Genomic DNA, 25,875 nt, shown 5'->3' on the forward strand with positions numbered 1-25,875 from the left:
GGACCAAGCTTGATACAATGTGGATGCTTGGTCTTTTCGGAACTGCAATTGGGGCTGGGACACTTTTTCTTCCCATCAATGCCGGCCTTAGCGGCTTCTGGCCTCTGACGGTCATGGCGGTCATCGCCTTCCCCATGACCTATCTGGCCCATCGGGGGCTGTGCCGCTTCATCCTGTCCTCGTCGAAGCCGGGCAGCGACATCACCGAGGTCGTGACCGAGCATTTCGGCAGCACCGCGGGCAAGCTCATCACCCTGCTGTATTTCTTCACCATCCTGCCGATCCTGCTGATCTACGGCGTCGGCCTGACCAACACGGTCCAGAGCTTCATGGTGCATCAGCTGGGCATGGTGCCGCCGCCCCGCATCCTGCTGTCGCTCGGCCTGATTCTCGGACTGATGGGTGTCATCAAGCTGGGTGAACAGATGGTCGTCCGGATCATGGGCTGGCTCGTCTACCCCTTCGTCGTGGTCCTGATGGGCATCGGCCTGTATCTCGCCCCCGACTGGAACGGTGCGATCCTCGACCAGGTGCCGACCGCCGGACAGTTCAGCCTGACGCTGTGGCTCAGCATCCCGGCCCTGGTGTTCTCCTTCAACCATTCCCCGGCGATCTCGCGTTTCGTCGTCGCCCAGCAGAACCATTATGGCGAAGAGGCGGAACCCCAGACCACCCGCATCGAGAAATACGCGGTCGCCATGATGGTGCTGGTTGTTCTGTTCTTCGTCTTCAGCTGCGTCTTCAGCCTGAGCCCGCAGGAACTGGCCGACGCGAAGGCCCAGAACATCTCCATCCTGTCCTATCTCGGCAACAAGTTCGACAATCCGCTGATGGCGCTGCTGACCCCGGCCGTGGCCTTCGTGGCGATCACCAAATCCTTCTTCGGCCATTATCTCGGCGCCCGCGAAGGTCTGAACGGGCTGATCTCCCAGCATCTGCGCAGCCAGGACAAGCCGGTCGACGAAAAGGCGATCAACCGCTTCAGCGCTCTGTTCATGGTCGCCGCCGTCTGGATCGCCGCCACCCTGAACCCCAGCATCCTCGGCATGATCGAATCGCTCTGCGGCCCCATCATCGCCGCCCTGCTCTTCATCATGCCGATGTACGCGATCCGCAAGGTGCCGGCGATGCGCAAATATGCCGGCCAGCCGGGCAACGTGGTGGTGATCTTCATCGGCAGCGTGGCGATCTCCGCCATCCTCTACTCCCTGCTCAGCCTCTGACGCCCACACCGCTTTCCGCTTCGGGCGGTGCCCCGTCCAGACGTGACGGGCAGCCGCCTGAAGCGTCGACCAGAAGACCATCGCCCCAGGGCCGCCCACAGGAAAGAAGCAAGCCATGATCAGTATGTTCGACCTCTACAAGGTCGGTATCGGCCCCTCCAGCTCGCACACGGTGGGACCGATGAGGGCAGCCAAGCAGTTCGTGGATGCCTTGCGCTCCTGCGGCGGTGTCGATGCCACCACCCGCGTCGCGGTCGACATCTACGGTTCGCTGGCGCTGACCGGCAAGGGCCACCACACCGATGCCGCCCTGATGCTGGGCCTCGCCGGCAACCTGCCGGACAGCGTCGTCATCGACACCATCCCCGCTTTTCTGCAACAGGTGCGCAATTCGCACCGCCTTCCGCTTGGCCGGGAAGGCAGGCAGATCGACTTCCCGCCGACCGCCATCACCTTCCACCGGTCCAACCTCCCCCGGCACGAGAACGGCATGACGATCCAGGCCTTCGACGGCGACCGGCTCCTGCTGGGCAAGACCTATTATTCGATCGGCGGCGGCTTCGTCGTCGACGAGGAGAATTTCGGCAGGCAGAGCGGAGACGAGGTGGAGTTTCCCCACCCCTACACCTCGGCCGCCGATCTGCTGGCGCATTGCCGCAAGACCGGTCTGTCGTTCTCCGGCCTGATCCTGCAGAACGAACTCAGCCTGCACGGCCATCAGGAAATCCGCGATTATTTCTCCGCCATCTGGCAGACGATGCGTGCCTGCATGGAGCGTGGCATGACCACCGAGGGCGTGCTGCCGGGGCCGATGCGGGTGCCCCGCCGGGCCGCCCTGCTGCGCCGCCAGCTGGCGTCGTCGGAAGCGCTGTCGCGCGATCCGATGAATGTGGTCGACTGGGTGAACATGTTCGCCTTCGCCGTGAATGAGGAGAACGCGGCGGGCGGACGCGTCGTCACCGCGCCGACCAACGGCGCCTGCGGCATCGTCCCGGCGGTGCTCGCCTATTATCACACCTTCATCAAGCCGCTGGACGACGACGCCTGCGTGCGCTTCTTCCTGGCGTCCGCCGCCATCGGCGCGCTGTACAAGAGGAACGCCTCGATCTCCGGCGCCGAGGTCGGCTGCCAGGGCGAAGTCGGTGTCGCCTGCTCAATGGCGGCGGGCGGCTTGGCCGACCTGATGGGCGGCAGTCCCGAACAGGTGTGCATCGCCGCCGAGATCGCGATGGAGCACAATCTCGGTCTGACCTGCGACCCGGTCGGCGGACAGGTGCAGATTCCCTGCATCGAACGCAACGCCATGGGTGCCATAAAGGCCATCAACGCGACGCGCATGGCCCTGCACCGGACCAGCGAACCGCTCGTCTCGCTCGACAAGGTCATCGAAACGATGTTCGAGACCGGTAGGGACATGGATCCGAAATACCGCGAGACATCCTGTGGTGGCCTTGCCGTCAAGGTGGTCGCGCTGTCCTCGCGCTCGGCGCAGGACGCCGATGGCATCAACTGGGCCGCCTGACGACGTGGGCGCTGCGCCTCTCCGCGCCCACCGTCAAACTTTGCGTCAAACTTTGCAACGGAACCCGATCCGACGCCGCGGGCCATGGCGCAGCCTGGAGGCCGTCGAGTTTGCCAGCTTGGAATGGGTCGACTGTTTCGATGACCGGCGCATCCTCGAATTCGTCGACACCATTCCGCCCACCGGAGCCGAAGCGCGCTATTCGGTCAAAACGGCACCACCGCTCCAGGCAGGGGCGGCAGACGCAAACTCGCCAGATAAGCGATCAGCGCCTGTTGGTCGTCAGGTTTCAAGGCGTAGAAGGCGTTGATCACCGGGTCCGCTTCGCTGCCGGCGCATTGGTAGGGGAACTCGGCTGCGATGCTGTCCGGGCGGGTGCCGCCATGGAAGCGGATCGCCTGGACCAGATCCAGCGCGCGTCCGTCATGCAGATAAGGCCAGCTGTCGGCAACGCCCCACAGGGGTCGGGTCAGGAATTGCTGCGGGGGAACGGCGATGTCAGCCACGTCGGTGCCCTGTGGCGCGATGTCGGCGAGGCAGGGGCCCATGTCGTGCAGGCGCAGGTCGCTCAGCAGCGGCACGTCCAGGGGAGCGTCCGGCGTCTTGAAGGGCAGCCGGGCGCGGGCGTAGGCCGGCAGCGGCCCTGCCTGATCCTCGGCCTTTCCGCCGTCCAGATTTTGCCACGGCAGCGTCGTGGACGCCCGGCTCGCCAGTGTGTTCAGGTTGATCTCCAGCCCGCCGACCGCCACGGTGTCGGCATCGGCGACCGCCTTGGCGTAGAGGGCGGCGACCGCCGCGTCCGGCGCGCCCTGGCGGACGGCCGCGCCGGCATCCGCCGACGCCTTGGCCAGCCGCGCCCGCGCCTCGCGCACCACCGGCAGATGGTCGGTGCCGGGCAGGGCGTTGACCAGCGTCGGCGAGGCGACGGTCCGCCTGCGCGTTTCCTCGGCGCGCCCCTGGACCCGCGAGGGCAGCGCGATCCCGGCGTCGGAGCCGGCTTGATCGGGATGTCCCAGCACGGTGCCCCACTCGATCGTCACCACGGGCCGGTTGAGCGTCTGCACCGGAAGATGGCAGGACGCGCACATGCCGGCCGGAAGCCCGGCGTCGGCCGCCGTGCCGGCGAACAGCGCCGCGCCGCGGGCCCCCCTGGCCTTGGCGGCCGGATCGGTCGGGGTCTCGACCACCGGCGGCCGGGTCATCGCAACGAAGCTCGTCAGCGCCCCGACGTTGCCATAGCTCAGTTCGTTGATCACCCCGTCGGCGTCGTTGTCGTTGTTCTCCCCGACGATCTCCACCCCTTCCATGCTGAAGTGGAACTGGGTCGCGGAGGCTGCGAAGTGGCGGACCGACGAGGCGATGCCCTTCCACTGGAACGGGCGCACGACCAAATCCGGGGAGACCCCGGTCAGCCGGCTGTAATCATAGACGATCCGCTGCGCCTTGCTGTCGTAGGTGGCGCCCAGCCAGCCGAAGGACAGGGTCTTGGCCGCCAGCGGCAGGGTCACCGGTTTGTCGGGTGTGTAGCGGGCGTGGTCGGCGAGCAGGGCCTGCTGCCCGAGTAGCAGCCCGGTGATCTCGTTGGCCAGCGCTTGGGTGTAGCCGGTCCCGAACACGTGCGGCGGGTTGCGGACCAGCTGGGTCAGCGGGTTGGGAAACTGGCCGTTGATGAAGGCGGTGTTGGCGATGCCGGCGGCGCCGCCGATCGCCGGCTGGGTGCGGGTCGCCGGTCCGGGCGGGTTGGCGCCGGCGAGGTCGGGCTGGACGGTGGCGCCGATCGACGTGTGGCACTCGTAGCAGCTCTGGCTGTCAATGCCGTTCAGGCGCAGGAAGGGGATCGGCGGCGGCACGGTCCCGTCCGCCGTCGCGTAGGGGCTGAACGGCGAATTCGGGTAGAGCGCCTTGCGCTGCCACGCGCGCGGGCCGTCCGCGCCCTCGCCCCAGCCATCCTGCGGAAAGTAGGGATAGCTGAAGAAATGCGCGCCGGATTCCAGGATCCGCCGCAGGGGTACGCTACCCTTCATCACATCCTGCTGCTGGATCGTCACGCTTTCGGTGATGTTGGCCTGCTGGGCACCCGCCTTGGAGGTGAGGAACGCCGAAAGGCCCATTATAACGATTGGCCATGCCGCGACGCGAACGCTTGCCATGCGCATGAACTCCCGATTTTTGCGTATCGCCCGATACTGTCGGAGCATTCTCGAAAATCAAACCAAATAATTCAGGTCAATATACTTAGAAATCTAATTTTATGCGGCCTGTAATGCCGGAAACTCCAAAATTATTCGTGCTCGTTCAGATAAAGTCCGGAGAAATATGCGAAGCTTCCGAAATCATATCATGGTATGCGCATTCGGAAATGGACATTGACTCGTTGATTATTTGAAATTTCTTCCTGATATTCGGCGGACGCGACGCATCAACGCGTGCCGGAACAGCGGCGCGCGAGCGGCATCACCGAGCGGGAGGGACGCGGACCATGACTGAACAACGTCTTCTGGAACGGGCGCAGGGGAAGGCGGCGGCCCCGCTGTCGGTCGCCTACACGCCGATTTCGACTCTCGCGGATCTGCGCGCCGCCGCACAGCTGGCGATCCAGGTCGAATTCACCACGGTGCCCGCCTATCTGACGGCGCTCTATTCGATCACCGACAAGAGCTCGGCCGCCTACCAGGCGCTGCGCAGCGTCGTGGTGGAGGAGATGTTCCACCTCAACCAGGCGGCCAACATCCTGGTCGGCATCGGCGGGCAGCCCAAGCTGACTGGAAGCGTGGTGCCCGTCTACCCGGCCTATCTGCCCTCGGCCAGCACCACCGCCACACCCTATGTCGGGCTGTACCGGGCCTCGCAGGCGGTGTTCCGCAACGTCTTCATGGCGATCGAGACCCCCGCCCCCTTCACCGCGCCGCCGCAGGGCAGCGACTATCAGACCATCGGCCAGCTCTACAAGGCCCTCTCGGACGGCATCGAGCGCTGTGTCGAGCAGTACGGCCCGGCGGCGGTCTTCGCCGAGAATCCGGCGGCCGAGCAGCGCACCGACATCTACCTCGGCAAGTTCGGCGGCAAGGCCGTGAAGGTGACCGACGCGGACAGCGCCCAACTCGGCATCCAGCAGATCGTCCAGCAGGGCGAGGGCGCGGTGAACCCGACCCACCCGCTGGTCCCCCAGCAGCCCTACGGCGCCTACGAGCATTACGGCGCCCGTACCGACGGCACCTACGGGCCGATCCTCGGCACGCCCTACGAGCTGTCGCACTATTACAAGTTCCTGCGCGTGGCCGATGCGCCGGATTTCCCCGACACGCTTCCCATCGTCTCCAACCCGCGGGTGTCGGATTTCACCAACGCCACGGCCGTGCAGGCGGTCAAGGCGTTCAATATCGGTTACAGCGTGATGCTGCAGAGCCTGGAGGCCTCCTTCACCAAGGCGGGCGGCGCGGCGGACTCCTATTTCACGCTGGCCCTGCCGCTGATGCACAACCAGCTGCCGACCCTGGCCAATCTGGTGATGCAGCTTCCCGTCTTCCCCGACGGCGACCCGGCGGTCGGGCCCAACGCCGCCCCGACCTTCGAGTATGTCGAGGGCGCCAGCTTCGACGGCTTCCTCGCGGCGCTGCAGGCCCTCGACAAACTGCTGGCCGGCCAGGGGCTGCCCGCGCTGCTCGTCGCCCCGGTGGCGCCGCCCGCCCCGCCGGGCCCGGCCCCCAAGCACCGGGAGGCGCTGCATGGGGTGATCGACGGCGTCCGGACGCTGAAGAGCCGCTCCGACGCCATCGGACTCGGGCTGTAACCCGGCCGGCACCGCCCAAACGGCACCACCCAGCCCGGCCAGATCGGGACAGCGAGGGGAAAACCATGTCCAACACCGTCTATTCCATCGTCCCCGCCATCGGCATCGCCCGCGTCGGCAACGCGCCGACGGCCTTCTACATCGGCCCCGAGACGGAGGGCGCCCTGCCCACCCTGCCCGACGGCCGCCCCGTCGGGGAGCAGGATTTCCGCGACGCCGAGGGCCGGCTGTGCCGGCAGGCGGCGCGCTTCCGCCTGATGCGCAGCGTCGACGGCGGGCCGCCCGAGGAGGTCACGTTGAAAAGCGCGGGCGTGGCCTCGATCCGCTGGTACGTCCACCTCGCCAACAAGAAGTCGAGCTGGTACGAGTTCCAGACCTCGAAGGGCGAGGACGGCTACGCGTCGAACCACCCGCTGCGCAACGCCGACCGGACCGGCGTGGAGGATCGGCGCGCCCTGATGATCGACGCCGGCCCCCGCTCGATCGAGGGAAGCGACGCCCCGGCCGAGCACTTCTCGCGCGACACCATCCCGCCGGGCTACGCCGGCAGCTTTCCGCCGGAGGGGCTGAAGCCCTACCCCATCGACACGCTGGGCGAGCTGCGCACCGACGAGGAGGGCCGCCTTCTGGTGCTGGGCGGGCTGGGGCATTCCGGATCGGACAGGCCGTCGCCCCACATCGGACAGTACGCCAACAACGACGGCTGGTGGGACGACACCTCGGACGGGCCGGTGTCGGTGAAGATCAGCCTGCTGGACGACGAGGACGGCCCCCCCGACGTGGAGGTCGGCGGCGCCTGGGTGATGGTCGGACCGCCGTCCTACGCGCCGCAGATCCCCAATCTGGTGACGCTGTACGACACCATCTTCGACGTCGTGGTGCGCAAGCAGGGGCTCCGCCCCGACCTGTTCGCGGACGGGATGTGGAAGACCGGGCCGACCGGCTACAAGCCCTTCTTCGAGACCGACATCAAGCCGATCTTCGAGCGGGTCGCCCGCTACCCCTGGGTCGCGGCGATCCCGCCGAAGCCGCACAGCTTCGATTTCGGCAGGCTCGGCGATCCGGATCCCAAGCTCAACGGCTTCCGCGCCTACATCCTCGACATCATCCGCCCGCCCGGCGCGGACAACGTCCTGGTGAACGCCAGCACCGGCGCCACCGCCATGCCCTATCTGGCCGGCGACGACGCGCTGGGCGCCTCGAAGCCCGGCACCGTCACCGCGGCGACCTCGAAGTACCTGCGCCTGACCGACACCCAGTATTTTCTCCTTCAGCAATGGGCCGACGGCTGGTTCGAGCGGGGGGCCGAACCGGCCGGAACCGCCGGCGATCCGGTCACCCGCGGCGTGCTGGCCAACTGCGTCGGCGGCGCCTTCTCGCCGGGCATCGAGATGACCTGGATCTCCCGCAACCCGGCCATCTACGACGGCCCCTTCCGCATCAAGGCGCGGGTGAACGCCTCCGGCCCGCTCAGCCTCGGCTTCGATCCGGCGGCGGGCATGGAGCCCGGCGACGTCAGCCGCTACATGGCCGTCCCCTGGCAGGCCGACTTCAACGAATGCTCGTCGCAGCCCATCGAGGGCCGGATCCTGTGGTGGTGGCCGGCGCAGCGGCCGGAATTCGTCTATCTGCCGCCCGACCCCAAGGCCCTCCTAGCCGAGCCCAGCCCGGCCCTGGGGCCACAGGTGTCGTGGATCGGCACCGAGTACAACCAGAAGGCCGACGACTACATCCAGTTCGCCGACGACCTGGACATGGTGAAGCTGTGGGACCAGCTCGGCTTCGTCTTCAACATCGGCACCGACGGCGATCCCTATTTCGTCGAGGTGGCGCGCCGGCTTCCCCGCACGCCCGGCTCCCAGGGCGACACCGCGGGGATCGGCGAGCCGGCGCGGCCGCTGGTGGCCGATGTCCCCTGAAGCGTTGTCCCCTGAAGCGTTGCGTGACCCGATTCCGGGCGCGCCTCCGGGCACGGACGCGGCGGACGTCCTGATCGTGGGGGCGGGGCCGGCCGGCTCCGCCACCGCGCTCGCCCTGCGCGCGGCCGGCGTGCCGCGCGTGGTCCTGGTCGACCGCGCCGCCCACGGCTCGCCGGAGCGGGCGGCGCTGCGGGTCGGCGAATCGGCGACGCCCAACGTCGGACCGCTGCTGGCCCGGCTCGGCCTGCCGGACGATCTCGGGCGGCTCGGCCATCGCCCCTACCACGGCAATCTCAGCCTGTGGAACGGCGACGGGGAGAGCGCCGACGACTTCCTGCGGCGGGGCAGCGGGCACGGCTGGCATCTCGACCGCGCCCGCTTCGACCGCTGGCTGCGCGAGGCGGCGGCGGAGCGCGGCGCCCGCCTCCTGGCCCCCGCCACCCTGGCCGGGATCGAACGCCGGCCGGAAGGCGGCTGGACCGTCGGGCTGCGCGATGCGGGCGGTCGGCGCAGCGTGACCGCCCGCGTGGTTGTGGACGCCGGCGGCCGGCGGGCGCCGCTGGCGACCGCGCTCGGTGCGCGGCGGCGGCGGCTCGACCGCCTGATCGCCCTGGCGGTCGAGGCCACTCCGGCCGCCGGGCCCGCCGGCGGGGGCTTCCACGGCCGCTCCTTCGTGGAGGCGGTGGAGATCGGCTGGTGGTACGCGGCGGTGCTGCCGGGCGGGCGGGCCATCGTCACCCTGATGACGGACGACGACATCGCCCGCGCCGGCGGTCTGGCCGGCGCGGACGCCTTCCGCTCCGCCTGGGCGGCCACCGCGCGCCTGCGCAACCTGGTTCCGCCGCCTGAAGACGGCCCCGGCGCCGGAACGGCTCCGGCGGTCTTCTCGGCTGCCTCGCAGCATGTCGACCGGGCGGTCGGCGCCGGCTGGATCGCCGTCGGCGACGCGCTGATCGGCTTCGACCCGCTGACCTCCTCCGGCATCGCCGGGGCGCTCGACGACGCGCTGGCGGCCGCTGACACCATCCTGCGTTGGTTCTCCGGCGACGGCGCCGCAGCGCGCGACGCCGCGATCGGCTACGCCCGGCGCGCCGAGGACACGCTGCGCCGCTATCTGGCCGAGCGGACCCGCCATTACACCGCCGGGGGCCGCTGGCCCGACGCCCCCTTCTGGAGCCGCCGGGCCGCGCGGTGAGCGTGGATGCGGTGAGCCTGGATCAGGCCGACGCCACCCGGTCGGCCACCCAGCTGTCGAAATCCACATGCAGGCTTTCCGGCAGCTTGGCCCGGACGGCACGGTCGTCCTGGGCGGCGTCCCGCAGAAGCTGGACCTGGATCTGGTAGTCGCCGACCACGATGCCGTTGGCGATCATGGTCGTCGGCCCGGCCCCCTCGGGCACAAGCCACAGGTTGAACAGGCTGCCGTTGGTCTGGGTTTCCTGGCGGGTGGCGGTCACCGTCGTCGTGCCGTGGCGGGTCAGCACCGTGTCGCCGACCGCCAGCGCCCCCGCATGGACCGTGCCGGACGGCGTCACCACCGGGTGGGTGGCCGATCCGGCGAGTGTGGCGCCGTCGGCGAACTCCAGCACGGTGATCGGCCCGCTGTGCGGCTGCGCCAGGGTCGCCTGCACCGGCCGCGTTCCATCGCCGCTGACGACGACGTCCTCGGACGTGAAGTCCTCCACCGCCTTGGTCGTGCCGTCGGCGAGCGTGATCTGCGTGCCGGCGACCAGACAGTGCCAGACAAAGACGATGGGCTTGATGAAGGCGACGCCGTCCTTCGAATCGGTGTCCGGCTTCAGCGAGCTGACGATGCTCGACCAGCCCGATCCATACCTTTCATAGTCCTTGAAGGTCACGGTGAAGCGGGCGCTGAAGAAGGCCCGCGTGTCCGCAACCCAATTTTTGGAAGGGAATTCGACGGCGGCGCCCGGATCGTTGAAGGGCGCCCTCAGCAAAAACTTCAGCGTCTTCCCATCGTTACTGTCGATTCGGAAGTGCGACAGGTAGCGCGAAGCGTCGCCGCCGGTCAGTTCGGAGATGCCGCCCTCCTTGTGAGCCAGGTAGAATTCCAAGAACGGAGGGTAGCTGTCGAGCGGAGCCAGCTCGTGGTCAAAACTCATGGTCCCGTACAAAGGAACAAGCAAAGGATTTGTCCCAAGATCGTGCATATTTTGGTAATATCGGTAATCAACGTCGGTATCATTCTTTGTGCCTTGGTTGTTATCGTAGCCGCGCGCCAGACCGATGACGATGTCGTTCAGGTCGCCGGTCTTGCGGTCGCTGCGGATAGCGGGATCGACGACGACCGGGTCGCGCGACGCCTGAGAGGCCCAGGGAGCCGCGGTCGAGGACACCTCGACCGTGCCGTCCTGGTAGGTGATCGCGAAGGAAATGATGCCGGTCATCGTGCCCGTCGGCAGCGGCGGCAGGGCGGTTTCCGGGTCGGTCTCCACGAAGATCGTCTGGGTGGCGAAGCTGACCGCGACACCGGAGGCCAGCGAGGTCTTGGTGCCGCCGGTCTCGTTGACGACGTTCAGCCAGACGATGGCCTGGGCCACCGGCCGGATCCGGCTCAGGACGGCGCGGGCGGTGACCGCCTTGTTGCTCTGACTGCTCGAAATGTACTCGACATACTGGCCGTCGGTAACGCCGCTGCTCTCGGTCGCTCTGCTCGTCGCCGCGCCTCCGCTCCCGATGGCCTTGAACAGCCCCGGGTAGCGCTCGGGGGTCAGGCCGCTGCGTTCGGCGTTGTCCTGCAGGAACGCCGTATGCGCCGGATCGCCCGCCGACGGGACCTTCCCGGCCTTCAGTCCCTCCAGGATATGAACCAGCCGGTCGTTCTGGAGTTGGGTCAATGCAACGCTCATAAGTCAATCGCTCCAATCAATGATTCGTCGATTCTTGAGCAAACAAAAATCATTACTTAGAATACAAAGGTATCTCGCGGCATCAAATTCAGGTACTCCGCCATGATTACCTGTGTATGATTTTCGACAGCTCAGGACTTATATTTGACTATACTTTGGTTTATTTTTCAATCGTGGAGAGGGCGCTGATTGGAGCAGGGACGCTGGCGTTGTCGCGTGATCGGTGGCCAGCTGATGTATCTGTGGCGGGCCGTCGATGACGAAGGCCAAGTGCTGGGAGTTCTTATCCAGCGCCGGCGGAACAAGAGGGCAGCCGGCAAGTTGATGCGCAAGCTACTGAAGAAGCGCGGCTTCGCGCCCACTCGGGTCACCGCCGACAAGCTCCGGTCCTATCGGGCCGCTTCAGCCAGGGCGTCGAAGAGCTTGGCGTGACACCCTCAGCCGTGAGCCATCAGATTCAGCAGCTGGAGGAATTTCTGGGGGCAGCGTTCTTTCAGTGGCATGCAGGCCGGGCGGTTCTCACGACCACGAGGCAGGCTTACGCCCACGAGATCGAACACGCGTTGGGACTGATTGCCGAAGCGACCCGGCGGGCCGCCCCGCAATCCTAGACCGGACACCTCGTCATCGCCTCCGGTCACAGCTTCGCAGCGAAATGGCTGCAGACGCGCCTTTTACACTTCCTGGCTGCCAATTCGGGAGTGGGAGTTCGGCTGTCGACCTTGTCCTACCGTGGGGATTTGGACAATGTTCGGGATCGCAGCTGCAATGAAAACATGCATGTACGGTTTTTAAGATCCTGATGCGTGCGCCGCCGAAAAAGCGGAGGCACGCCGCCGTGACAAGGAGGCTATGCGTTCGGTCGCGGTTACATGCGACGAGCTGCAATTTGTGAACGGCGGCTACGGGCTCCTTCGGACCTCAATCCTCCTGCGCCGGCCGCCAAAAAAGGGGAGCCGCCCCTACGGATGGCATCGAAGCCGCAGATCGATCCGTCATGATGGATGGTTCCAGCGCTAAAGATCGGAAAGCTGCGAAGGAATTGTGCCGACGCTCCGGCCGGCCGGGGGCGTCAAGCCGTCGCGCGCCTTGCGGGCCTCCGCCAGGATCCAGTCGCGGAAAGCCTGCGTCCGGGGATCGTCCAGCCGGCTTTCGTGGATCAGCAGGTAATATTCGCCGGCACTGCGCAGTTCGGATGGCAGCGGCATCGCCAGTTCGGCGCGGCGGTCGTACTGCGCCAGCAGGATGTCGGGCACGATGGCGATCCCGCGGCCCTGGCGGGCGGCGTCGAGCGACATGAAGAAATGGCCGAACTCCAGCTCGCCGCCGGTTCCGGCGACGGCTTGTCCGCCGGTCGCCTTCAGCCAGTCCGGCCAGGCGTGACGGCGGCTGGAGGTGTGGATCAGCGGCAGGCGCACCAGCGGCCGCCCGCCCTCCAGCACAGCTTCGCCCGCAAGCTCCGGTGCGCAGGCCGGGCGGAGGATGTCGGGGAACAGCTCGTCCGCCTGCACGCCGTCCCAGCTCGTCACCATGTCCAGGTCGATGCGCGGCTGCCCGCGCTCGTAGCGGCGGCCCGGGATGCGGCCGACGCGGATCGCGATGTCGGCCTCGTGCGCCAGCAGGTTCGACGGCTCGATCGACGAGATGATCCGCACCTCGACGCCGGGGTTGGCCTGCGTGAACAGATGCAGGCGCGGCATCAGCCACAGCGACGCGATGGTCGGCAGGATCGAGATGGTCAGGGTGCGCATCGTTCGCGACCGGCCGATCCGCTGCGCCGAGCGCTCCAACTCACTCAAGGTATCGCGGACGGTGCGGGCGAAATCCTCGCCCTCCGGCGTCAGTTCGATGCGCCGGGTCATGCGGCGGAACAGCTGGCAGTCCAGCGCCAGCTCGAGGTCGCGCACCTGCCGGCTGATCGCGCCCTGGGTCAGGTGCAACTCGTCGGCGGCCAGCGTGAAGGAGAGGTGCCGCGCGGCGGCGTCGAACCCGCGCAGGGTGTTGAGCGGCGGCAGCGGTCGTTTCGGCATCGGCATGGCCTCCCATGGATGAGCCTAGGTCATGCATAGGGGCCGAACAAGTCGTTTGTGAGGTCCGGTGTCCTCCGGCACGCTTCCTGTCACTGAACCGTCAGAGTTCAAAAGAAACAGGGCAAGCGCGAGGGTTACCGTGACACGAACAGCCATGACACGACAGACAAGGGGCGATCCCGGTAAGATTTGGACGCTCGAAGTCAGCGGCATTGCCAAGAATTACGGGGCGACCTGCGCGCTCCGCAACGCTTCGTTGCGGCTGCGGCCGGGAAAGGTCCATGCGCTTCTTGGCGAGAACGGTGCCGGCAAGAGCACGCTGGTGAAGATCGTCGTCGGCGCGATCCAGCCCGACCGCGGGCGGATCGCGCTGAACGGCGTTCCGACCCGTTTCGCCGGGGTGCGGCAGGCGATTGCCGCCGGAGTGATCCCGATCTACCAGCATCTCAGCCTGTTTCCTCATCTGTCGGTGCTGGAGAACCTATCGGCCTTCGCCATCGCAGGGGCGGCGGGTCTGCGTGCCCGGCCGGCCCTGGTGCCGCGTGCCACGGCGCGGGCCTGGCTGGACGCGGTCGGCCTCGGCTGCGACCTCGATCTGCCGGTCGAGCGGCTGTCGGTTGGCGAGCGCCAGCTTGTGGAGATCGCCCGCGGGCTGGGGCAGCGCTGCACGCTGCTGGTGCTGGACGAGCCGACCGCCGCGCTGACCCATGACGAGACCGACCGGTTGTTCGGTGTGGTCCGCCGCCTGTGCGCGGAGGGCACCGCCGTCCTCTTCATCAGCCACAAGTTCGACGAGATCGAGGCGCTGGCCGACGACATCACCGTCCTGCGCGACGGCGTCGCGGTGATCGACGCCGAGCCGCTGGCCTCGCTCAGCCGCGCCGAGCTGGTCCGCGCCATGCTGGGCGACATGGTGGAGTCCGGCGACCGCGTGTTGCCGCAGCCGGGCGGTCCGGTGCTGACCGCGACCGGACTGATGCTGGGGCCGGCGGACGCTGCGGCCGACATCACCGTGCGGGCCGGCGAGATCGTCGGGCTGGCTGGGCTGGTCGGGTCGGGCGCCCTGGAACTGGCGGCGGCGCTGGCAGGGGCCCGGCCGGTCGCCGCCGGCACGCTCGCGGTGCGGGGGGAGACGCTGCCGCCGGGCGACCGCGTGCGGGCCGTCGCCGCCGGGGTCGGCTATGTTCCGGCCGACCGCCACGCCGAGGGGCTGTTCGGCCCGCTGGCGGCGCTCCAGAACGCCTCCTCCTCGACCGTCGCGCTGTTCTCGCGCGGCGGGCTGCTGCGGCCGGGCGGCGAGGCGGCGGCGCTGATGCCCTGGCTGCGCCGGCTGAACCTGCACCCCTTCCAGCCGGAGCGGCCGGCCGCCGGATTCAGCGGCGGCAACCAGCAGAAGCTGCTGCTGTCGCGCAATCTGGCGGTGCCGGACCTGCGGGTCCTGGTGGTGCTGGAACCAACGCGCGGTGTCGACATCGCCGCGCGGGAAACCATCCACGACGCGCTGGTCGAGGCCGCCGGCCGGGGCGTCGCCGTCGTCGTTGCCTCCAGCGACCTCGACGAGGTCATGGCTCTGTCGCACCGCATCCTGGTCGTGCGGCATGGCAGCCTCGACGGCGAGCTGCCGCGCGGCACCGGCCGCGCCGCCCTGATGGACCGGCTGGCCGGGCGGAGGGCGGCATGATGGCCCTGACCGGCGCCCGGCCGCGCCGCTTCTCCGGCCGTCTCAACCCGCCCGCCGCCGTCTGGGTCGTCCTGCTGCTGTTCTGTGTCTTCGCCCTGGCGGTGCCGCGCTTCGCCAGCGCCGGCAATCTGGAAAATCTGCTGCGGGTCGGGTCCATCCTCGGCATCGCCGCCTGCGGCCAGACCATCGTGCTGATCCTCGGCGGGATCGAGTTCTCCTTCGGCGCGTCGGCGGCGCTGGCCAGCGTGGTGACGGTGCTGGCCCTGCCGTCCGCCGGGGTGGCGGGCGGCTTCGCGGCCGGTGCGGCGTCGGTGCTGCTGGTGGGCCTCGTCAACGGCACGCTGGTCGCGCGCTTTTCCCTGCCCCCCTTCCTCGTCACGCTCGGCATGCTGATGGTGGCCGGCGGCGGGGCGGCGGTTCTGGCCGGCGGCCTGCCGATCGACGCGCCGCCGAGCGACGCCTTCTCCTGGCCGGCGCGCGGCCGGGTCGCCGGCATCCCGGTGCCGATCCTGGCGGCGGCGGCAAGCTTCGCCCTGTTGCACCTCCTGCTCGCCCACACCCGCGCCGGGCGGCTCTGGTACCTCGTCGGCGCCAACGGCACGGCGGCACGGCTGTCCGGCATCCCGGTGTGGCGGGTGGTGCTGGCGGGCTATCTGCTGGCCGGCGCCTTCTGCGCGCTTGCCGCCGTCATCCTGACCAGCCGGGTTGCCTCCGGCCAGCCCGGCCTCGCCCCCAACCTGCCCTTCGAGACCATCGCGGCCTGCGCCGTCGGCGGCATCCCGCTGGCGGGCGGGCAGGGGAGGGCGGTGCAGACCCTGTGCGGCGTGCTGGTCATCGCCATGCTGAACAACGCGGTGGTGCTGCTGAACCTGCCCGTCGCCTATCAGCAGCTGATGATCGCCGCCGTGATCCTCGGTGCCGTGATCCTCCAGCGGGCGCCCCTGCTGCTCCTGCTGCTGCCGGTCCGGCCCGCCCGCCAGCCGGAGGAGGACCGGTCATGAGCGCCCGTCTCCTGCGCCGCTCCGCCGATGGCCTGCGCGCCGCCGGCTCCATCCTTCCCATCCCCTTCCGGGTCGCGCCGCTCTGCCTGATCCTGGCGGTCGCGGTGTTCGCGGCCACCGCGCCGCGCTTCCTCAGCCTGGGCAACGCCGCCAACATCGGGGCGCAGGTCTGGGTTCTCGCCCTGCTCGCCATTGGCCAGATGTTCGTGCTGGCGACCCGGGGCTTCGACATCTCGGTCGGCGCCGTCGCCGCCCTGTCCAGCGTCTGTGCGGCGATGGCCTGCAATGCCTGGGGCCTGCCCGGACTGGCCGCCGGGGCGCTGGCCGGGCTGCTCTGCGGGCTGGTCAACGGCGCGCTGGTCGGCACGCTCGGCCTCCAGCCGGTGGTCGCCACGCTGGGCAGCCTGATCGCGGTGCGCGGCCTGTCGCTGCTGATCACCGGCGACGGGCAGGTGGTGCCGCTCGACGCGGCCGGCGCGGTGACCCGCCTCGGCTTCGAGCCGATGCCGGTCCTGCCCCCTGCCAGTTGGGCGGCGCTGGTCCTGGCGGTCGGGGCCGCCCTGCTGGTCGGCCGCAGCCTCGCCGGCCGGCGCATCCTGATGGCCGGCTCGAACCCCGAGGCGGTGGCGCTGGTCGGCGTCGACACCCGGCGCGTCCAGCTCTGGGCCTATGGCCTGTGCGGCCTGTTCGCCGGCCTCGCCGGGGTGCTGATGACGGTCCGCGCCGGCTCCGGCCTGCCGACCGAGGGGGCGGGGATGGAGCTTCAGGCCATCGCCGCCGCGGTCATCGGCGGGACCGCGCTCAGCGGCGGCATCGCCAGCGTGGCCGCCGTCGTGACCGGGGCCGCCTTCATCCAGGTGCTGCTGACCGGTCTCAACCTCCAGGGCGTCTCGCCCTTCGTCGCCCAGATCGCCGTCGGGGTGGTCATCATCGCCTCCGGCCTTCTCGAAACGCTTCTGCGCTCTCTGCCGTCCTTCCCCTCCCAATCAAGGACACGGACATGACCCGCTCCCCGATCCGCTTCGCCGGAAGCCTTGCCGCTCTCCTTCTGCTCTCCACCGCGCCGGCCCTGGCACAGGACAAGGCCATCGGCTTCGCCATCCCCAACCTCGCCTCGTCCTTCTGGATCTCCGCCGTCTACGGGGCGGAGCAGGAGGCCAAGGCCGCCGGCGTCACGCTGGTCAAGCTGAACGCCGGCGGCGACGCCAACACCAGCCAGCAGATCGCCCAGATCCAGGATCTGGCCCAGCGCGGCGTCGCCGCCATCATCGTCGGCGCGACCAACGGCGACGCGGTGCGGGCGGTGGTGGAGCAGGCGGTCGGCCGCGGCATCCCGGTGGTCGGCATTTCCTCGCCGCCCAACAGCGACCGGCTCAGCGCGACGGTCAGCGCCGACCATTACGACATGGGCCGTCTCCAGGCGCGCTGTCTGGCCCAGGCCATCGGCGGCAAGGGCGAGGTGGCCATGATGGCCGGGCCGACCGGGCAGGCCTGGTCCGACCTGCGGGCCAAGGGCTTCCGCGAGACGCTGGCGAAGGAGGCGCCGGAGGTGACCGTTGTCGCCGAATCCCGGCTGGCCGACAACCGCAACGCCGCCCTGACCACGGCGGAGGACTGGACCCAGCGCTTCCCCGAGCTGAAGGGCGTCTATGCCGCCACCGACGACATGGCGGCCGGCGTGGTCGCCGCGATGAAGGCCGCCGGCCGCATGCCGGCGGTGCGGGTCTCCGCCTCCAACTTCAGCCCGACGGCGCAGCAGCTGCTGAAGGACCGCGAGCTGGCCTGCACCTCCATCCAGCAGGTGGTGGCGCAGGGCCGCGCCGCCTTCACCCAGGCGCTGGCCGCCGCCGGCAAGAAGCCGGTCGAGGCCAAGGTCGTGCTGCCGGCGCTGCTCGTCACCTCTGACACGCTGGGCGAGGTCGATCTAAGCTCGGTCGTCGCCCCGGCCGATTACCGGCCCTGACCATATCGAACCGAAGGCAGGACAAGCGATGCTCCCCTCTCACAACCGCTTTCCCTATTCCGCCATCACCGACCGTCCCGACTTCTCCTGGCCGGGGGGCAAGCGGCTGGCCGTCTATGTGGCGCTCTGCGTCGAGCATTTCCCCTATGGCAGCGGCCTTGGCCTGCCCTATTCGCCGGGGCTGAGCCACCCCAACAGCTACAATTGGGCGTGGCGGGAATACGGCAACCGGGTCGGCGGCTGGCGGCTGATCGACCTGTTCGACGCCCACCGCCTGCCGCTGACGGTGCTGCTCAACACCGAATGCTACGAGCATTGCCCGGAGCTGGTCGCGGCACTGAGGAACCGCGGCGACGAGATCGTCGCCCATGGCCGCACCAACGGCGAGCATCAGAACGGCATGGGCCTGGAGGAGGAGCGCCGCCTGATCGCCGAGGCGACCGAGGCCATCCGCCGCCACGAGGGCCAGCCCCCCGCCGGCTGGATGAGCCCCGGCGCCCATCCCAGCGCCAACACCGAGGATCTGCTGGCCGAGGCCGGCTACCGCTACACGCTGGACTGGCCGATGGACGACCAGCCGGTGTGGATGCGGACCACCGGCGGGCCGCTGCTGAGCGTGCCCTATCCGCACGAGGTGAACGACGTGCCGATGGTGGTCCTGCATGACGGTACGGCACCGGCCTTCGCCGATATGGCCATCGACAATTTCGACGAGATGCTGCGCCAGTCGAAGGACCAGCCGCTCGCCTACGGCATCACCATCCACAGCTTCATCGTCGGCCAGCCCTTCCGCATCAAGCAGTTCCGCCGGGTGCTGGAGCATCTCGACGCCCATCGCGACGAGGTCTGGTTCGCCACCGCCGGCCAGATCGCCGACCATTTCGCCGGTCTGATGCCGCCGCCGGCCGCCACCACCCCCTGAACCGGTCCCTGACCCGTTCCTGACGCCGGCCCCCTCGGGCCGGCTCCCATCCGAAAGGTTCCATCATGACTGAGACGCCCCTTGGGCTGTCGCAAAACCCGGCGCACGCCCGCGCTCTGCCTCCCCTGCGGGTCGCCGTCGCCGGCCTCGGCGCCGTCGGGCTGAAGATCGTCGAGGCGCTCGACGAGGGGCTCGACGGCTGCGTCCTGACCGCCGTCTCGGCCCGCGACAAGGCGGCGGCGGCGGACCGCCTGTCCGCCCTGGCCCATCCGGTGCCGGTGGTGGACATCGCCGAACTGGAGCCGCTCGCCGACCTCGTCGTCGAATGCGCCCCCGCAGCGCTGCTTCCGGCCATCGTCGAGCCGTTCCTCCGCGCCGGCAAGACGGCGGTGGTGCTCAGCTCCGGCGCCCTGCTGGCTAACGAGGGGCTGGTCGCCACCGCCCGCGCCCATGGCGGACAGATCGTCGTGCCGACCGGGGCGCTGCTCGGGCTCGACGCGGTGACGGCGGCGGCGGAGGGGGAAATCCGCGCCGTGCGCATGGTGACGCGCAAGCCGGTGCGCGGGCTGGTCGGCGCCCCCTATCTGGTCGAGAACGGCATCGCCATCGAGGACATCACCGGGCCGCTGCGCATCTTCCACGGCACCCCGCGCGAGGCGGCGGTCGGCTTCCCGGCCAACCTGAACGTGGCGGTGGCGCTGTCGCTGGCCGGCATCGGCCCCGACCGCACGACGCTGGAGATCTGGGCCGATCCGGCGCTGGAGCGCAACACCCACCGCATCGAGGTCGAGGCGGATTCGGCGACCTTCACCATGGCCATCGAGAACATCCCGACCGACAACCCGAAGACCGGCCGCATCACCGCCCTGTCGGTGCTGGCCTATCTGCGCAAGCTGCGCGCGCCGCTGCGCGTCGGCTCCTGAACGTCTGATTTCAGTAAGAAACGAAAAACAGAAGGGGGATTCGTCATGGATCTCGGACTTTCCGGCCGCACCGCGCTGGTGCTGGGCGCCGGGGGCGGGCTCGGCCGCGCCATCGCCTTGGGGTTGACGCGCGAAGGCGCCAACCTCGTCATCGCCGACCGCGACGCGCCGTCGCTCACCGCCACCAGCGCCGCTCTCACCGAAATTGCCGGCGGCGGCGCACCCTGCCTCCCCATCGTCTGGGATCTCGGCGACGCTACCGCCACCGACCGCAACGTCGCCCTAGCCGAGGAGCGGTTCGGCGGAATCGACATCTTGGTCAACAACACCGGCGGCCCGCCGCCATCGCCGGCCAGCGGCGTCGATCCGAAGATCTGGACCGCGCAGTTCGAGGCGATGGTGCTGTCGGTCATCCGCATCACCGACCGGGTGTTGCCCGGCATGCGGACGCGGCGCTGGGGCCGGATCGTCACCAGCGCCTCGTCGGGCGTCGTCGCGCCGATCCCCAACCTCGCCTTGTCCAACGCGCTGCGCCTGTCCTTGGTCGGCTGGTCCAAGTCGCTGGCCCGCGAGGTGGCGGCCGACGGCGTGACCGTCAACGTCGTCCTGCCCGGCCGCATCGCCACCGACCGCATCCGCTTCCTGGACGAGAGCAAGGCGGCACGCGAGAACCGGCCGGTCGCCGAAATCGTCGCCGAGAGCACCGCCGCCATCCCGATGGCCCGCTACGGCGAGCCCCGCGAATACGCCGACGCCGTCGCCTTCCTGGCCAGCGAGCGCGCCGCCTACGTCACCGGCTCCACCCTGCGGGTGGACGGCGGCTACATCCCCAGCATCTGACAGTCCGAAGGATCCCCAGCATGAGCAGCAGCACCGACACGGTCCTTTCCGCCGCAGAGCGCGAGGACATCCGCACCCGCTTCCTGGCCGTCGACACCTCCAACGTCGCCGACGTGCTCGACGTGATGGGCTGGCCCGACCAGGGGCTGGCGGCGGAATTCATGCCCTATCCCGCCACCGCCGGGCGGCTGGCCGGCTGGGCCTACACCATTCGCGGCCAGATGACCCCCTATCCGCTGGGCGGCGACGCCGACAAGATGGCGGCCTGCCAGGGGCTGTCGCCCGGCGAGGTGTCGGTGTGGAGCGGCGACGGCGACGGCATCTGCTATTTCGGCGAGCTGATCGCCATCGGCATGAAGGAACGCGGCAGCACCGGCGCGCTGGTCGACGGCGGCATCCGCGACGTGCGCTGGCTTGGCCATCACGGCTTCCCGGTCTACGCCCGCTACCGCACGCCCGTGCAGTCTATCGGCCGCTGGAAGGTCAACGCCTGGCAGGTTCCGGTCTTCCTGCGCGGGGCCACGGTGGAGCGCGTGAGGATCGAGCCGGGCGACTTCATCCTGGCCGACGAGGACGGCGCGCTCGCCATCCCGGCGGCCATCGTTCCACAGGTGCTGGCGGAATCGGAGGCGCTGACCGCGACCGAGATCCGCATCCGCGAGGAGCTGTCGAACGGCCTGACCCTGGCGCAGGCGCTGGAACGCTACGGCCACGTCTGACGCCCCGCCGGGCGGCCCCGTTTTCCGCCTGCCGGAGACGGGGCCGTTCCGGGATCGCCGCCATCCCCCCGCGCCGCGGCACCATTGTTGTAGAGGGCCCAAGCATGACCGCCGCGTCTCCCCGCGACCCCGCCCGGGCCGTCGCAGCCGCCCTGGCCGCGGCGCGCGCCAGCCGGCTCAACGCCTTCATCGAGCTGTTCCCCGATGCGGAGGAGCGGGCGCGGGCCCTGTCGGCGGTTTCGGCGGACGGTCCGCGACCGGCGCTCTGGGGGCTGCCCTTCGCCCACAAGGATGTGTTCGTCACCGCCGGGCGGCAGCCGACGGTGGGGGTTGGGCACGGCTACCGCTGGGGTGGGGCGCGGACCAGCGTGGCGCTCGACCGTCTGGCGGCGGCCGGAGCCATCGCCATCGGGGCGTTGAACCTCGATCCGCACTGCTATGCCGCCACTGGGCTCAATCCCTATTTCGGGCGGGTGCTGAACCCGGTGGATGCGCGGTTCGCCGTCGGCGGGTCATCGAGCGGGTCGGCGGCGGCGGTCGCGGCCGGCATCGTGCCCTTCGCGCTCGGCACCGACACCGGCGGATCGGTGCGCATCCCGGCCGCCCTGTGCGGCGTCCTCGGCTTCAAGCCGACGGCCGGAGCCGTCAGCGATCCCGGCATCGCGCCGCTGTCGCCGTCGCAGGACGTCATCGGCCTCATCGCCCGGGATCCCGCCCTGCTGCGCGCGGTGTTCGCCGTGGTGCGCGATCCGGTGTCCAGGGAACAACACGCCAGGGAACAACGCGATTGTCCTCTGCGTGCCGGCCCTTTGCGTGTCGGTCTGCCGGCGGAATGGCTTCGCACCGGCGTCGATCCGGAGGTCGCCGCGGTTATCCGGTCCGTCCTGCACCGGATGACCGGGGACGGAGCGGTGGCGGCCGAGGTCGCCCTGCCGCCGCTCGACGCGCTGAACGCCTGCGCCGGCACCATCACCTCGTTCGAGGCGTCGGCTTTGCACCGGACGGCGCTGGCCGAGCGTCCGGACTGGTACCCGGCGGCGGTGCGGCGGCGTCTGGTCGCGGCGGCCGAGGTGGGGCGCGACGCCTACGATCAGGCATTGCGCGACCGCGAGGCCCATCGGACGGCGGTGATCGAGGGCGCTTTCGCTGCCGCGGACGTATTGCTCTGTCCGGTGATCGGCGGGCCGGCCCCGCGTCTGGATGGGGTCGACGACGACGATTTGACCATTGCCGGTGCCACCACCCTGGCCTTCCTGCGCTTCAACCGCCCCTTCAGCCTGCTCGGCCTGCCGGCGCTGTCGCTGCCGGCCGGGCGCGACGGCAACGGGATGCCGGTGGGGGTCCAGATCGTCGGGCGGCCGGGCGCGGACGATCTGGTCCTGACCATCGCCGAGCGGTTCGGCGGAATGCCGCTCTGACCCTCACCCCGCCTTGGCGGCCATCGCCTCGATCTCCACCAGCCAGCCCGGCTCCACCAGCCCGGCCACCTGCACACGGGTGCGCACCGGAATGTTCGGGGTCCCGGCGGTGCCGAACACCTCGGCGTAGGCGCGGGAAAAACCCTGGAAATCTGCCTGCCCGCCCATCCGCGCATCGCCGACGAGGAAGGCCTGGACCTTGACCACGTCATTCAGGCCATAGCTGCGCCGCTCCAGCGTGGCTTTCAGCTGCGTTAAGATGTTGCGGGTCTGGACCTCCGTGTCGCCATAGGCCTCGACGCGGTCGCTCGGCACGGAGCCGTCGATGACAGGCGGCGTCAGCCCGCTCAGCATCAGGAACTCGGTACCATCGACCGGCACCCGCACCGATTCCAGGAATTGGGTCCGGTAGGGCGAGGACTCATCCAGCGGGTATCGTTCAATTCCCTTTGCCAAGGCACTGTCTCCAATCGTCGATGCGGAAAAGCTCGGCCCAAACCTCTTCATCCCGCCGGCTTTCCACAAGCGACTTATCCGGCCTCCATGCATGACCGTTGCTCATGCATGCTGATTCGAGTGGCGGGCCACTTGGCATCTTTCAGCGCTGCGACCGCTCAGTCCCGCCCCCAATCGGCCGTCGGTGCAAGGCATGGCCAGTCGTTCGCACGTCTGATCTGGCTTGAGGGTCAAACTGGACACGTGTGGCGCCGAAAACGCCGCAAATCTACAAATTTTCAGCAAAAGTCGGGAGTTCAACCTCCAAAGGACCCCGATTCTCCACACGGGCGGCTCTTTCGTCGCCCTCAACGTGCGTGCAAAGGTGGTTTATCGAGGTGTTCAGAGGATGGATGCGGCCAGCCTTGAGGCCATGCGGCCGATGCGAGCGTCCACCCGATGGTGCATCACAAACGGTGAACCAAGGATTGTAGTCGGCCCCACGATCGCTACCACGACCTTCCTTATAGAAAAGCGTGACCTTGTCTTCTTCGAAGCCACAACGATTGCGAGCCATGCTCGCCCCTGGGAAGGCGTTTCCTCAACTGAGGACACGCTTTCCCGGGAGCGCTGCAAAGCTCAAGCATGCGCAAAGTTTTGTGTCTGCATTACCGTCTGGCCCGGCGGCAGGTGCAAACTTTATTGACCATGCTCAGACTTCATTCTCCGCGAACAACAGTATTCACGGAGAAACCCCGCCTACTCCACCGTAACGCTCTTTGCCAGATTGCGAGGCTGGTCCACGTCGGTGCCTTTCAGCACGGCCGTGTGATAGGCCAACAGCTGCACCGGGATGGCGTAGAGCAGCGGGGCGACCAGCGGGTCGCAGGCGGGCAGCTCGACCGACCAGCGGACCTTGTCCTTCAGCTTGTCGATGCCTTTCCGGTCGGCCAGCAGCAGCACCTTGCCCGACCGCGCGCAGACTTCCTGCACGTTCGACACGACCTTTTCGAACAGGGCGTCGGACGGCACCAGCACGATCACCGGGACATTGTCGTCGATCAGCGCGATGGGGCCGTGCTTCAGCTCGCCGGCGGCGTAGCCCTCGGCGTGGATGTAGCTGATCTCCTTCAGCTTCAACGCGCCTTCCAGGGCCAGCGGATACATGGCGCCGCGGCCGAGATACAGCACGTCGCGGGCCTCCGACACCTCCTGTGCCAGTTCCTTCAGCCGCTCGTCATGGGCCAGCACGTCGGCGGCGCGGGCCGGCACTTCGCGCAGCGCGTGGGCGATCTGCTGCATCCGCTCCTGGTCGATGGCGCCGCGGGCACGGCCGACGGTGACGGCAAGGCAGGCTAGCGTGGTCAGCTGGGTGGTGAAGGCCTTGGTCGAGGCCACGCCGATCTCCGGCCCCGCCATCGTGTAGAGCACCGCGTCGGATTCCCGCGCGATGGTGCTCTCCGGCGCATTGACGATCGACAGGATCTTCTGGCCCTGGCGCTTGCAGTAGCGCAGGGCCTCCAGCGTATCCAGCGTCTCGCCCGACTGCGAGATGAACAGGGCGATGCCGCCCGGCGGCAGCGGCGCCTCGCGGTAGCGGAACTCCGACGCGATGTCGACCTCGACCGGGATGCGCGCCAGCGTCTCGAACCAGTATTTGGCGACGAAGCCGGCGTAATAGGCGGTGCCGCAGGCGACGATGGTCAGCTTCGACGCGCCGGCTAGGTCGAAGGGGAAGTCCGGCAGGGTGAAGGTGCCGGTCTCCGGGTTGATGTAGGCATTCAGCGTGTCGCCGATGACCTGCGGCTGCTCGTAGATTTCCTTGAGCATGTAGTGGCGGTAGCCGTCCTTGCCGATCAGGGCTCCGGACACCGCCGTGGTCTTCACCGGACGCTCCACCACCGTGTCGGAGGCGTCGTGGACGATGGCGGCGGTGCGGCTGACCTCGACCCAGTCGCCGTCCTCCAGATAGCAGATGCGGTTGGTCAGCGGCGCCAGCGCGAAGGCGTCCGATGCCAGATACATCTCGCCGTCGCCATAGCCGACGGCCAGCGGCGTGCCGTGGCGGGCGCCGATCATCAGCTCATGTTCGCCGGCGAAGATCAGCACCAGGGCGAAGGCGCCGGTGAAGCGCTTGAAGGCGGCGGCAGAGGCCTGGACCGGCGTCATGCCCTGCTGGTCCAGGTAATAGGTGACGAGGTGGACGATCACCTCAGTGTCGGTGGCGCTTTCGAAGACATAGCCGTGGCCGGTCAGCTCGTCCTTCAGCTCCTGGTAATTCTCGATGATGCCGTTGTGGACGACGGCAACACGCTTGGTGGCGTGCGGATGCGCGTTGTTCTCGGTCGGGCCGCCGTGCGTCGCCCAGCGGGTGTGGCCGATGCCGACGGTCCCGGACAGCGGCTGGTCGCGCAGCTTCATGTCCAGGTTGACCAGCTTGCCCTCGGCGCGGCGGCGCTCGATATGGCCGTTCACCAGGGTGGCGACGCCCGCGCTGTCATAGCCGCGGTATTCGAGCCGGCGCAGGCCCTCCACCAACCGGGGGGACGCGTCGTGGATGCCGTTGATGCCGATGATGCCGCACATGGACCTGATGCTCCTGGAAAAAGGTGCCGGCTG

Annotated in this window: 20 protein-coding genes and 2 pseudogenes; 17 read left to right on the forward strand and 5 right to left on the reverse strand. The window is 68.8% G+C overall.

Annotation, left to right across the window (positions count from 1 at the left end):
* Positions 1 to 23: 23 nt before the first annotated feature.
* The 3 genes and pseudogenes from ABNQ39_RS22710 to ABNQ39_RS22720 form a co-directional block, all read left to right on the forward strand.
* Entirely contained in the window at positions 24 to 1,223 is a 1,200-nt protein-coding gene (locus ABNQ39_RS22710; protein ID WP_376960775.1) for an HAAAP family serine/threonine permease, read from the forward strand.
* A 115-nt stretch (positions 1,224 to 1,338) separates the two neighbouring features.
* On the forward strand, positions 1,339 to 2,745 hold the full coding sequence (locus ABNQ39_RS22715) for an L-serine ammonia-lyase (RefSeq protein WP_376960777.1): 1,407 nt from the start codon (positions 1,339 to 1,341) through the stop codon (positions 2,743 to 2,745).
* 67 nt (positions 2,746 to 2,812) lie between these two features.
* Positions 2,813 to 3,055: pseudogene (locus ABNQ39_RS22720) on the forward strand (hypothetical protein); the annotation flags it as partial.
* Here ABNQ39_RS22720 and ABNQ39_RS22725 read toward each other — a convergent pair.
* Positions 2,952 to 4,895, reverse strand: a complete 1,944-nt coding sequence (locus ABNQ39_RS22725) for a di-heme oxidoredictase family protein (protein WP_376960780.1) — start codon at positions 4,893 to 4,895, stop codon at positions 2,952 to 2,954. The pseudogene ABNQ39_RS22720 and the gene ABNQ39_RS22725 overlap by 104 nt on opposite strands.
* Before the next feature lie 329 nt (positions 4,896 to 5,224).
* Here ABNQ39_RS22725 and ABNQ39_RS22730 point away from each other — a divergent pair, with 329 nt between their 5' ends.
* The 3 genes from ABNQ39_RS22730 to ABNQ39_RS22740 all read left to right on the forward strand — a co-directional run bounded on the left by ABNQ39_RS22730 (position 5,225) and on the right by ABNQ39_RS22740 (position 9,649).
* A complete protein-coding gene (locus ABNQ39_RS22730) occupies positions 5,225 to 6,535 on the forward strand; it encodes a ferritin-like domain-containing protein (RefSeq protein ID WP_376960782.1) in 1,311 nt (436 codons plus the stop codon).
* 65 nt (positions 6,536 to 6,600) lie between these two features.
* On the forward strand, positions 6,601 to 8,454 hold the full coding sequence (locus ABNQ39_RS22735; protein WP_376960785.1) for a LodA/GoxA family CTQ-dependent oxidase: 1,854 nt from the start codon (positions 6,601 to 6,603) through the stop codon (positions 8,452 to 8,454).
* Between the two features lie 19 nt (positions 8,455 to 8,473).
* Entirely contained in the window at positions 8,474 to 9,649 is a 1,176-nt protein-coding gene (locus ABNQ39_RS22740; RefSeq protein ID WP_376960788.1) for an FAD-dependent oxidoreductase, read from the forward strand.
* 22 nt (positions 9,650 to 9,671) lie between these two features.
* On the opposite strand, the gene ABNQ39_RS22745 is transcribed toward ABNQ39_RS22740, so the two are convergent.
* Complete coding sequence (locus tag ABNQ39_RS22745) at positions 9,672 to 11,324, reverse strand: hypothetical protein (protein ID WP_376960790.1); 1,653 nt, start codon at positions 11,322 to 11,324, stop codon at positions 9,672 to 9,674.
* A 219-nt stretch (positions 11,325 to 11,543) separates the two neighbouring features.
* Here ABNQ39_RS22745 and ABNQ39_RS22750 point away from each other — a divergent pair.
* Both ABNQ39_RS22750 and ABNQ39_RS22755 read left to right on the forward strand, forming a co-directional pair.
* Positions 11,544 to 11,726: pseudogene (locus tag ABNQ39_RS22750) on the forward strand (DDE-type integrase/transposase/recombinase); the annotation flags it as partial.
* A gap of 41 nt (positions 11,727 to 11,767) precedes the next feature.
* Positions 11,768 to 11,935 carry a hypothetical protein gene (locus ABNQ39_RS22755; protein WP_376960792.1) on the forward strand — a complete coding sequence of 56 codons (168 nt, stop codon included), beginning with the start codon at positions 11,768 to 11,770 and terminating at the stop codon, positions 11,933 to 11,935.
* Positions 11,936 to 12,340: 405 nt separating this feature from the next.
* Here the strand turns inward: ABNQ39_RS22755 and ABNQ39_RS22760 are convergent, their stop codons facing one another.
* On the reverse strand, positions 12,341 to 13,354 hold the full coding sequence (locus tag ABNQ39_RS22760; protein ID WP_376960794.1) for a LysR substrate-binding domain-containing protein: 1,014 nt from the start codon (positions 13,352 to 13,354) through the stop codon (positions 12,341 to 12,343).
* Positions 13,355 to 13,508: 154 nt separating this feature from the next.
* On the opposite strand from ABNQ39_RS22760, the gene ABNQ39_RS22765 reads away from it, so the two are divergent.
* The 9 genes from ABNQ39_RS22765 to ABNQ39_RS22805 all read left to right on the forward strand — a co-directional run bounded on the left by ABNQ39_RS22765 (position 13,509) and on the right by ABNQ39_RS22805 (position 22,821).
* Positions 13,509 to 15,035, forward strand: coding sequence for a sugar ABC transporter ATP-binding protein (locus ABNQ39_RS22765; protein ID WP_376960797.1), 1,527 nt, complete (start codon positions 13,509 to 13,511; stop codon positions 15,033 to 15,035).
* Positions 15,032 to 16,036, forward strand: coding sequence for an ABC transporter permease (locus tag ABNQ39_RS22770; RefSeq protein WP_376960799.1), 1,005 nt, complete (start codon positions 15,032 to 15,034; stop codon positions 16,034 to 16,036). The genes ABNQ39_RS22765 and ABNQ39_RS22770 overlap by 4 nt, the downstream gene beginning before the upstream one ends.
* A complete protein-coding gene (locus ABNQ39_RS22775; protein WP_376960801.1) occupies positions 16,033 to 17,040 on the forward strand; it encodes an ABC transporter permease in 1,008 nt (335 codons plus the stop codon). The genes ABNQ39_RS22770 and ABNQ39_RS22775 overlap by 4 nt, the downstream gene beginning before the upstream one ends.
* Entirely contained in the window at positions 17,037 to 17,999 is a 963-nt protein-coding gene (locus ABNQ39_RS22780) for a substrate-binding domain-containing protein (protein WP_376960803.1), read from the forward strand. Before ABNQ39_RS22775 ends, ABNQ39_RS22780 begins: the two co-directional genes overlap by 4 nt.
* Positions 18,000 to 18,027: 28 nt before the next feature.
* Positions 18,028 to 18,921: a polysaccharide deacetylase family protein gene (locus ABNQ39_RS22785; protein WP_376960805.1), complete on the forward strand. Its 894-nt coding sequence runs from the start codon at positions 18,028 to 18,030 to the stop codon at positions 18,919 to 18,921.
* Positions 18,922 to 18,986: 65 nt separating this feature from the next.
* Positions 18,987 to 19,844 (forward strand): aspartate dehydrogenase, encoded by an 858-nt coding sequence (locus ABNQ39_RS22790; RefSeq protein ID WP_376960807.1) that lies wholly within the window; start codon positions 18,987 to 18,989, stop codon positions 19,842 to 19,844.
* 45 nt (positions 19,845 to 19,889) lie between these two features.
* Positions 19,890 to 20,684 (forward strand): SDR family oxidoreductase, encoded by a 795-nt coding sequence (locus ABNQ39_RS22795; protein WP_376960809.1) that lies wholly within the window; start codon positions 19,890 to 19,892, stop codon positions 20,682 to 20,684.
* 20 nt (positions 20,685 to 20,704) lie between these two features.
* Entirely contained in the window at positions 20,705 to 21,403 is a 699-nt protein-coding gene (locus ABNQ39_RS22800; RefSeq protein WP_200190460.1) for an RraA family protein, read from the forward strand.
* A 104-nt stretch (positions 21,404 to 21,507) separates the two neighbouring features.
* Positions 21,508 to 22,821, forward strand: a complete 1,314-nt coding sequence (locus ABNQ39_RS22805) for an amidase (protein WP_376960812.1) — start codon at positions 21,508 to 21,510, stop codon at positions 22,819 to 22,821.
* A 3-nt stretch (positions 22,822 to 22,824) separates the two neighbouring features.
* Here ABNQ39_RS22805 and ABNQ39_RS22810 read toward each other — a convergent pair whose 3' ends face one another.
* Both ABNQ39_RS22810 and glmS read right to left on the reverse strand, forming a co-directional pair.
* The gene (locus ABNQ39_RS22810; RefSeq protein WP_376960814.1) at positions 22,825 to 23,277 is read right to left on the reverse strand and encodes a Rid family hydrolase; all 453 of its coding nucleotides are present in this window, start codon (positions 23,275 to 23,277) and stop codon (positions 22,825 to 22,827) included.
* Between the two features lie 738 nt (positions 23,278 to 24,015).
* Entirely contained in the window at positions 24,016 to 25,842 is a 1,827-nt protein-coding gene (gene glmS / locus ABNQ39_RS22815) for a glutamine--fructose-6-phosphate transaminase (isomerizing) (protein WP_376960816.1), read from the reverse strand.
* Positions 25,843 to 25,875: the final 33 nt, after the last annotated feature.

The organism is Azospirillum sp. A26, assembly GCF_042604635.1.
Classification (GTDB): Bacteria; Pseudomonadota; Alphaproteobacteria; order Azospirillales; family Azospirillaceae; genus Azospirillum; species Azospirillum palustre.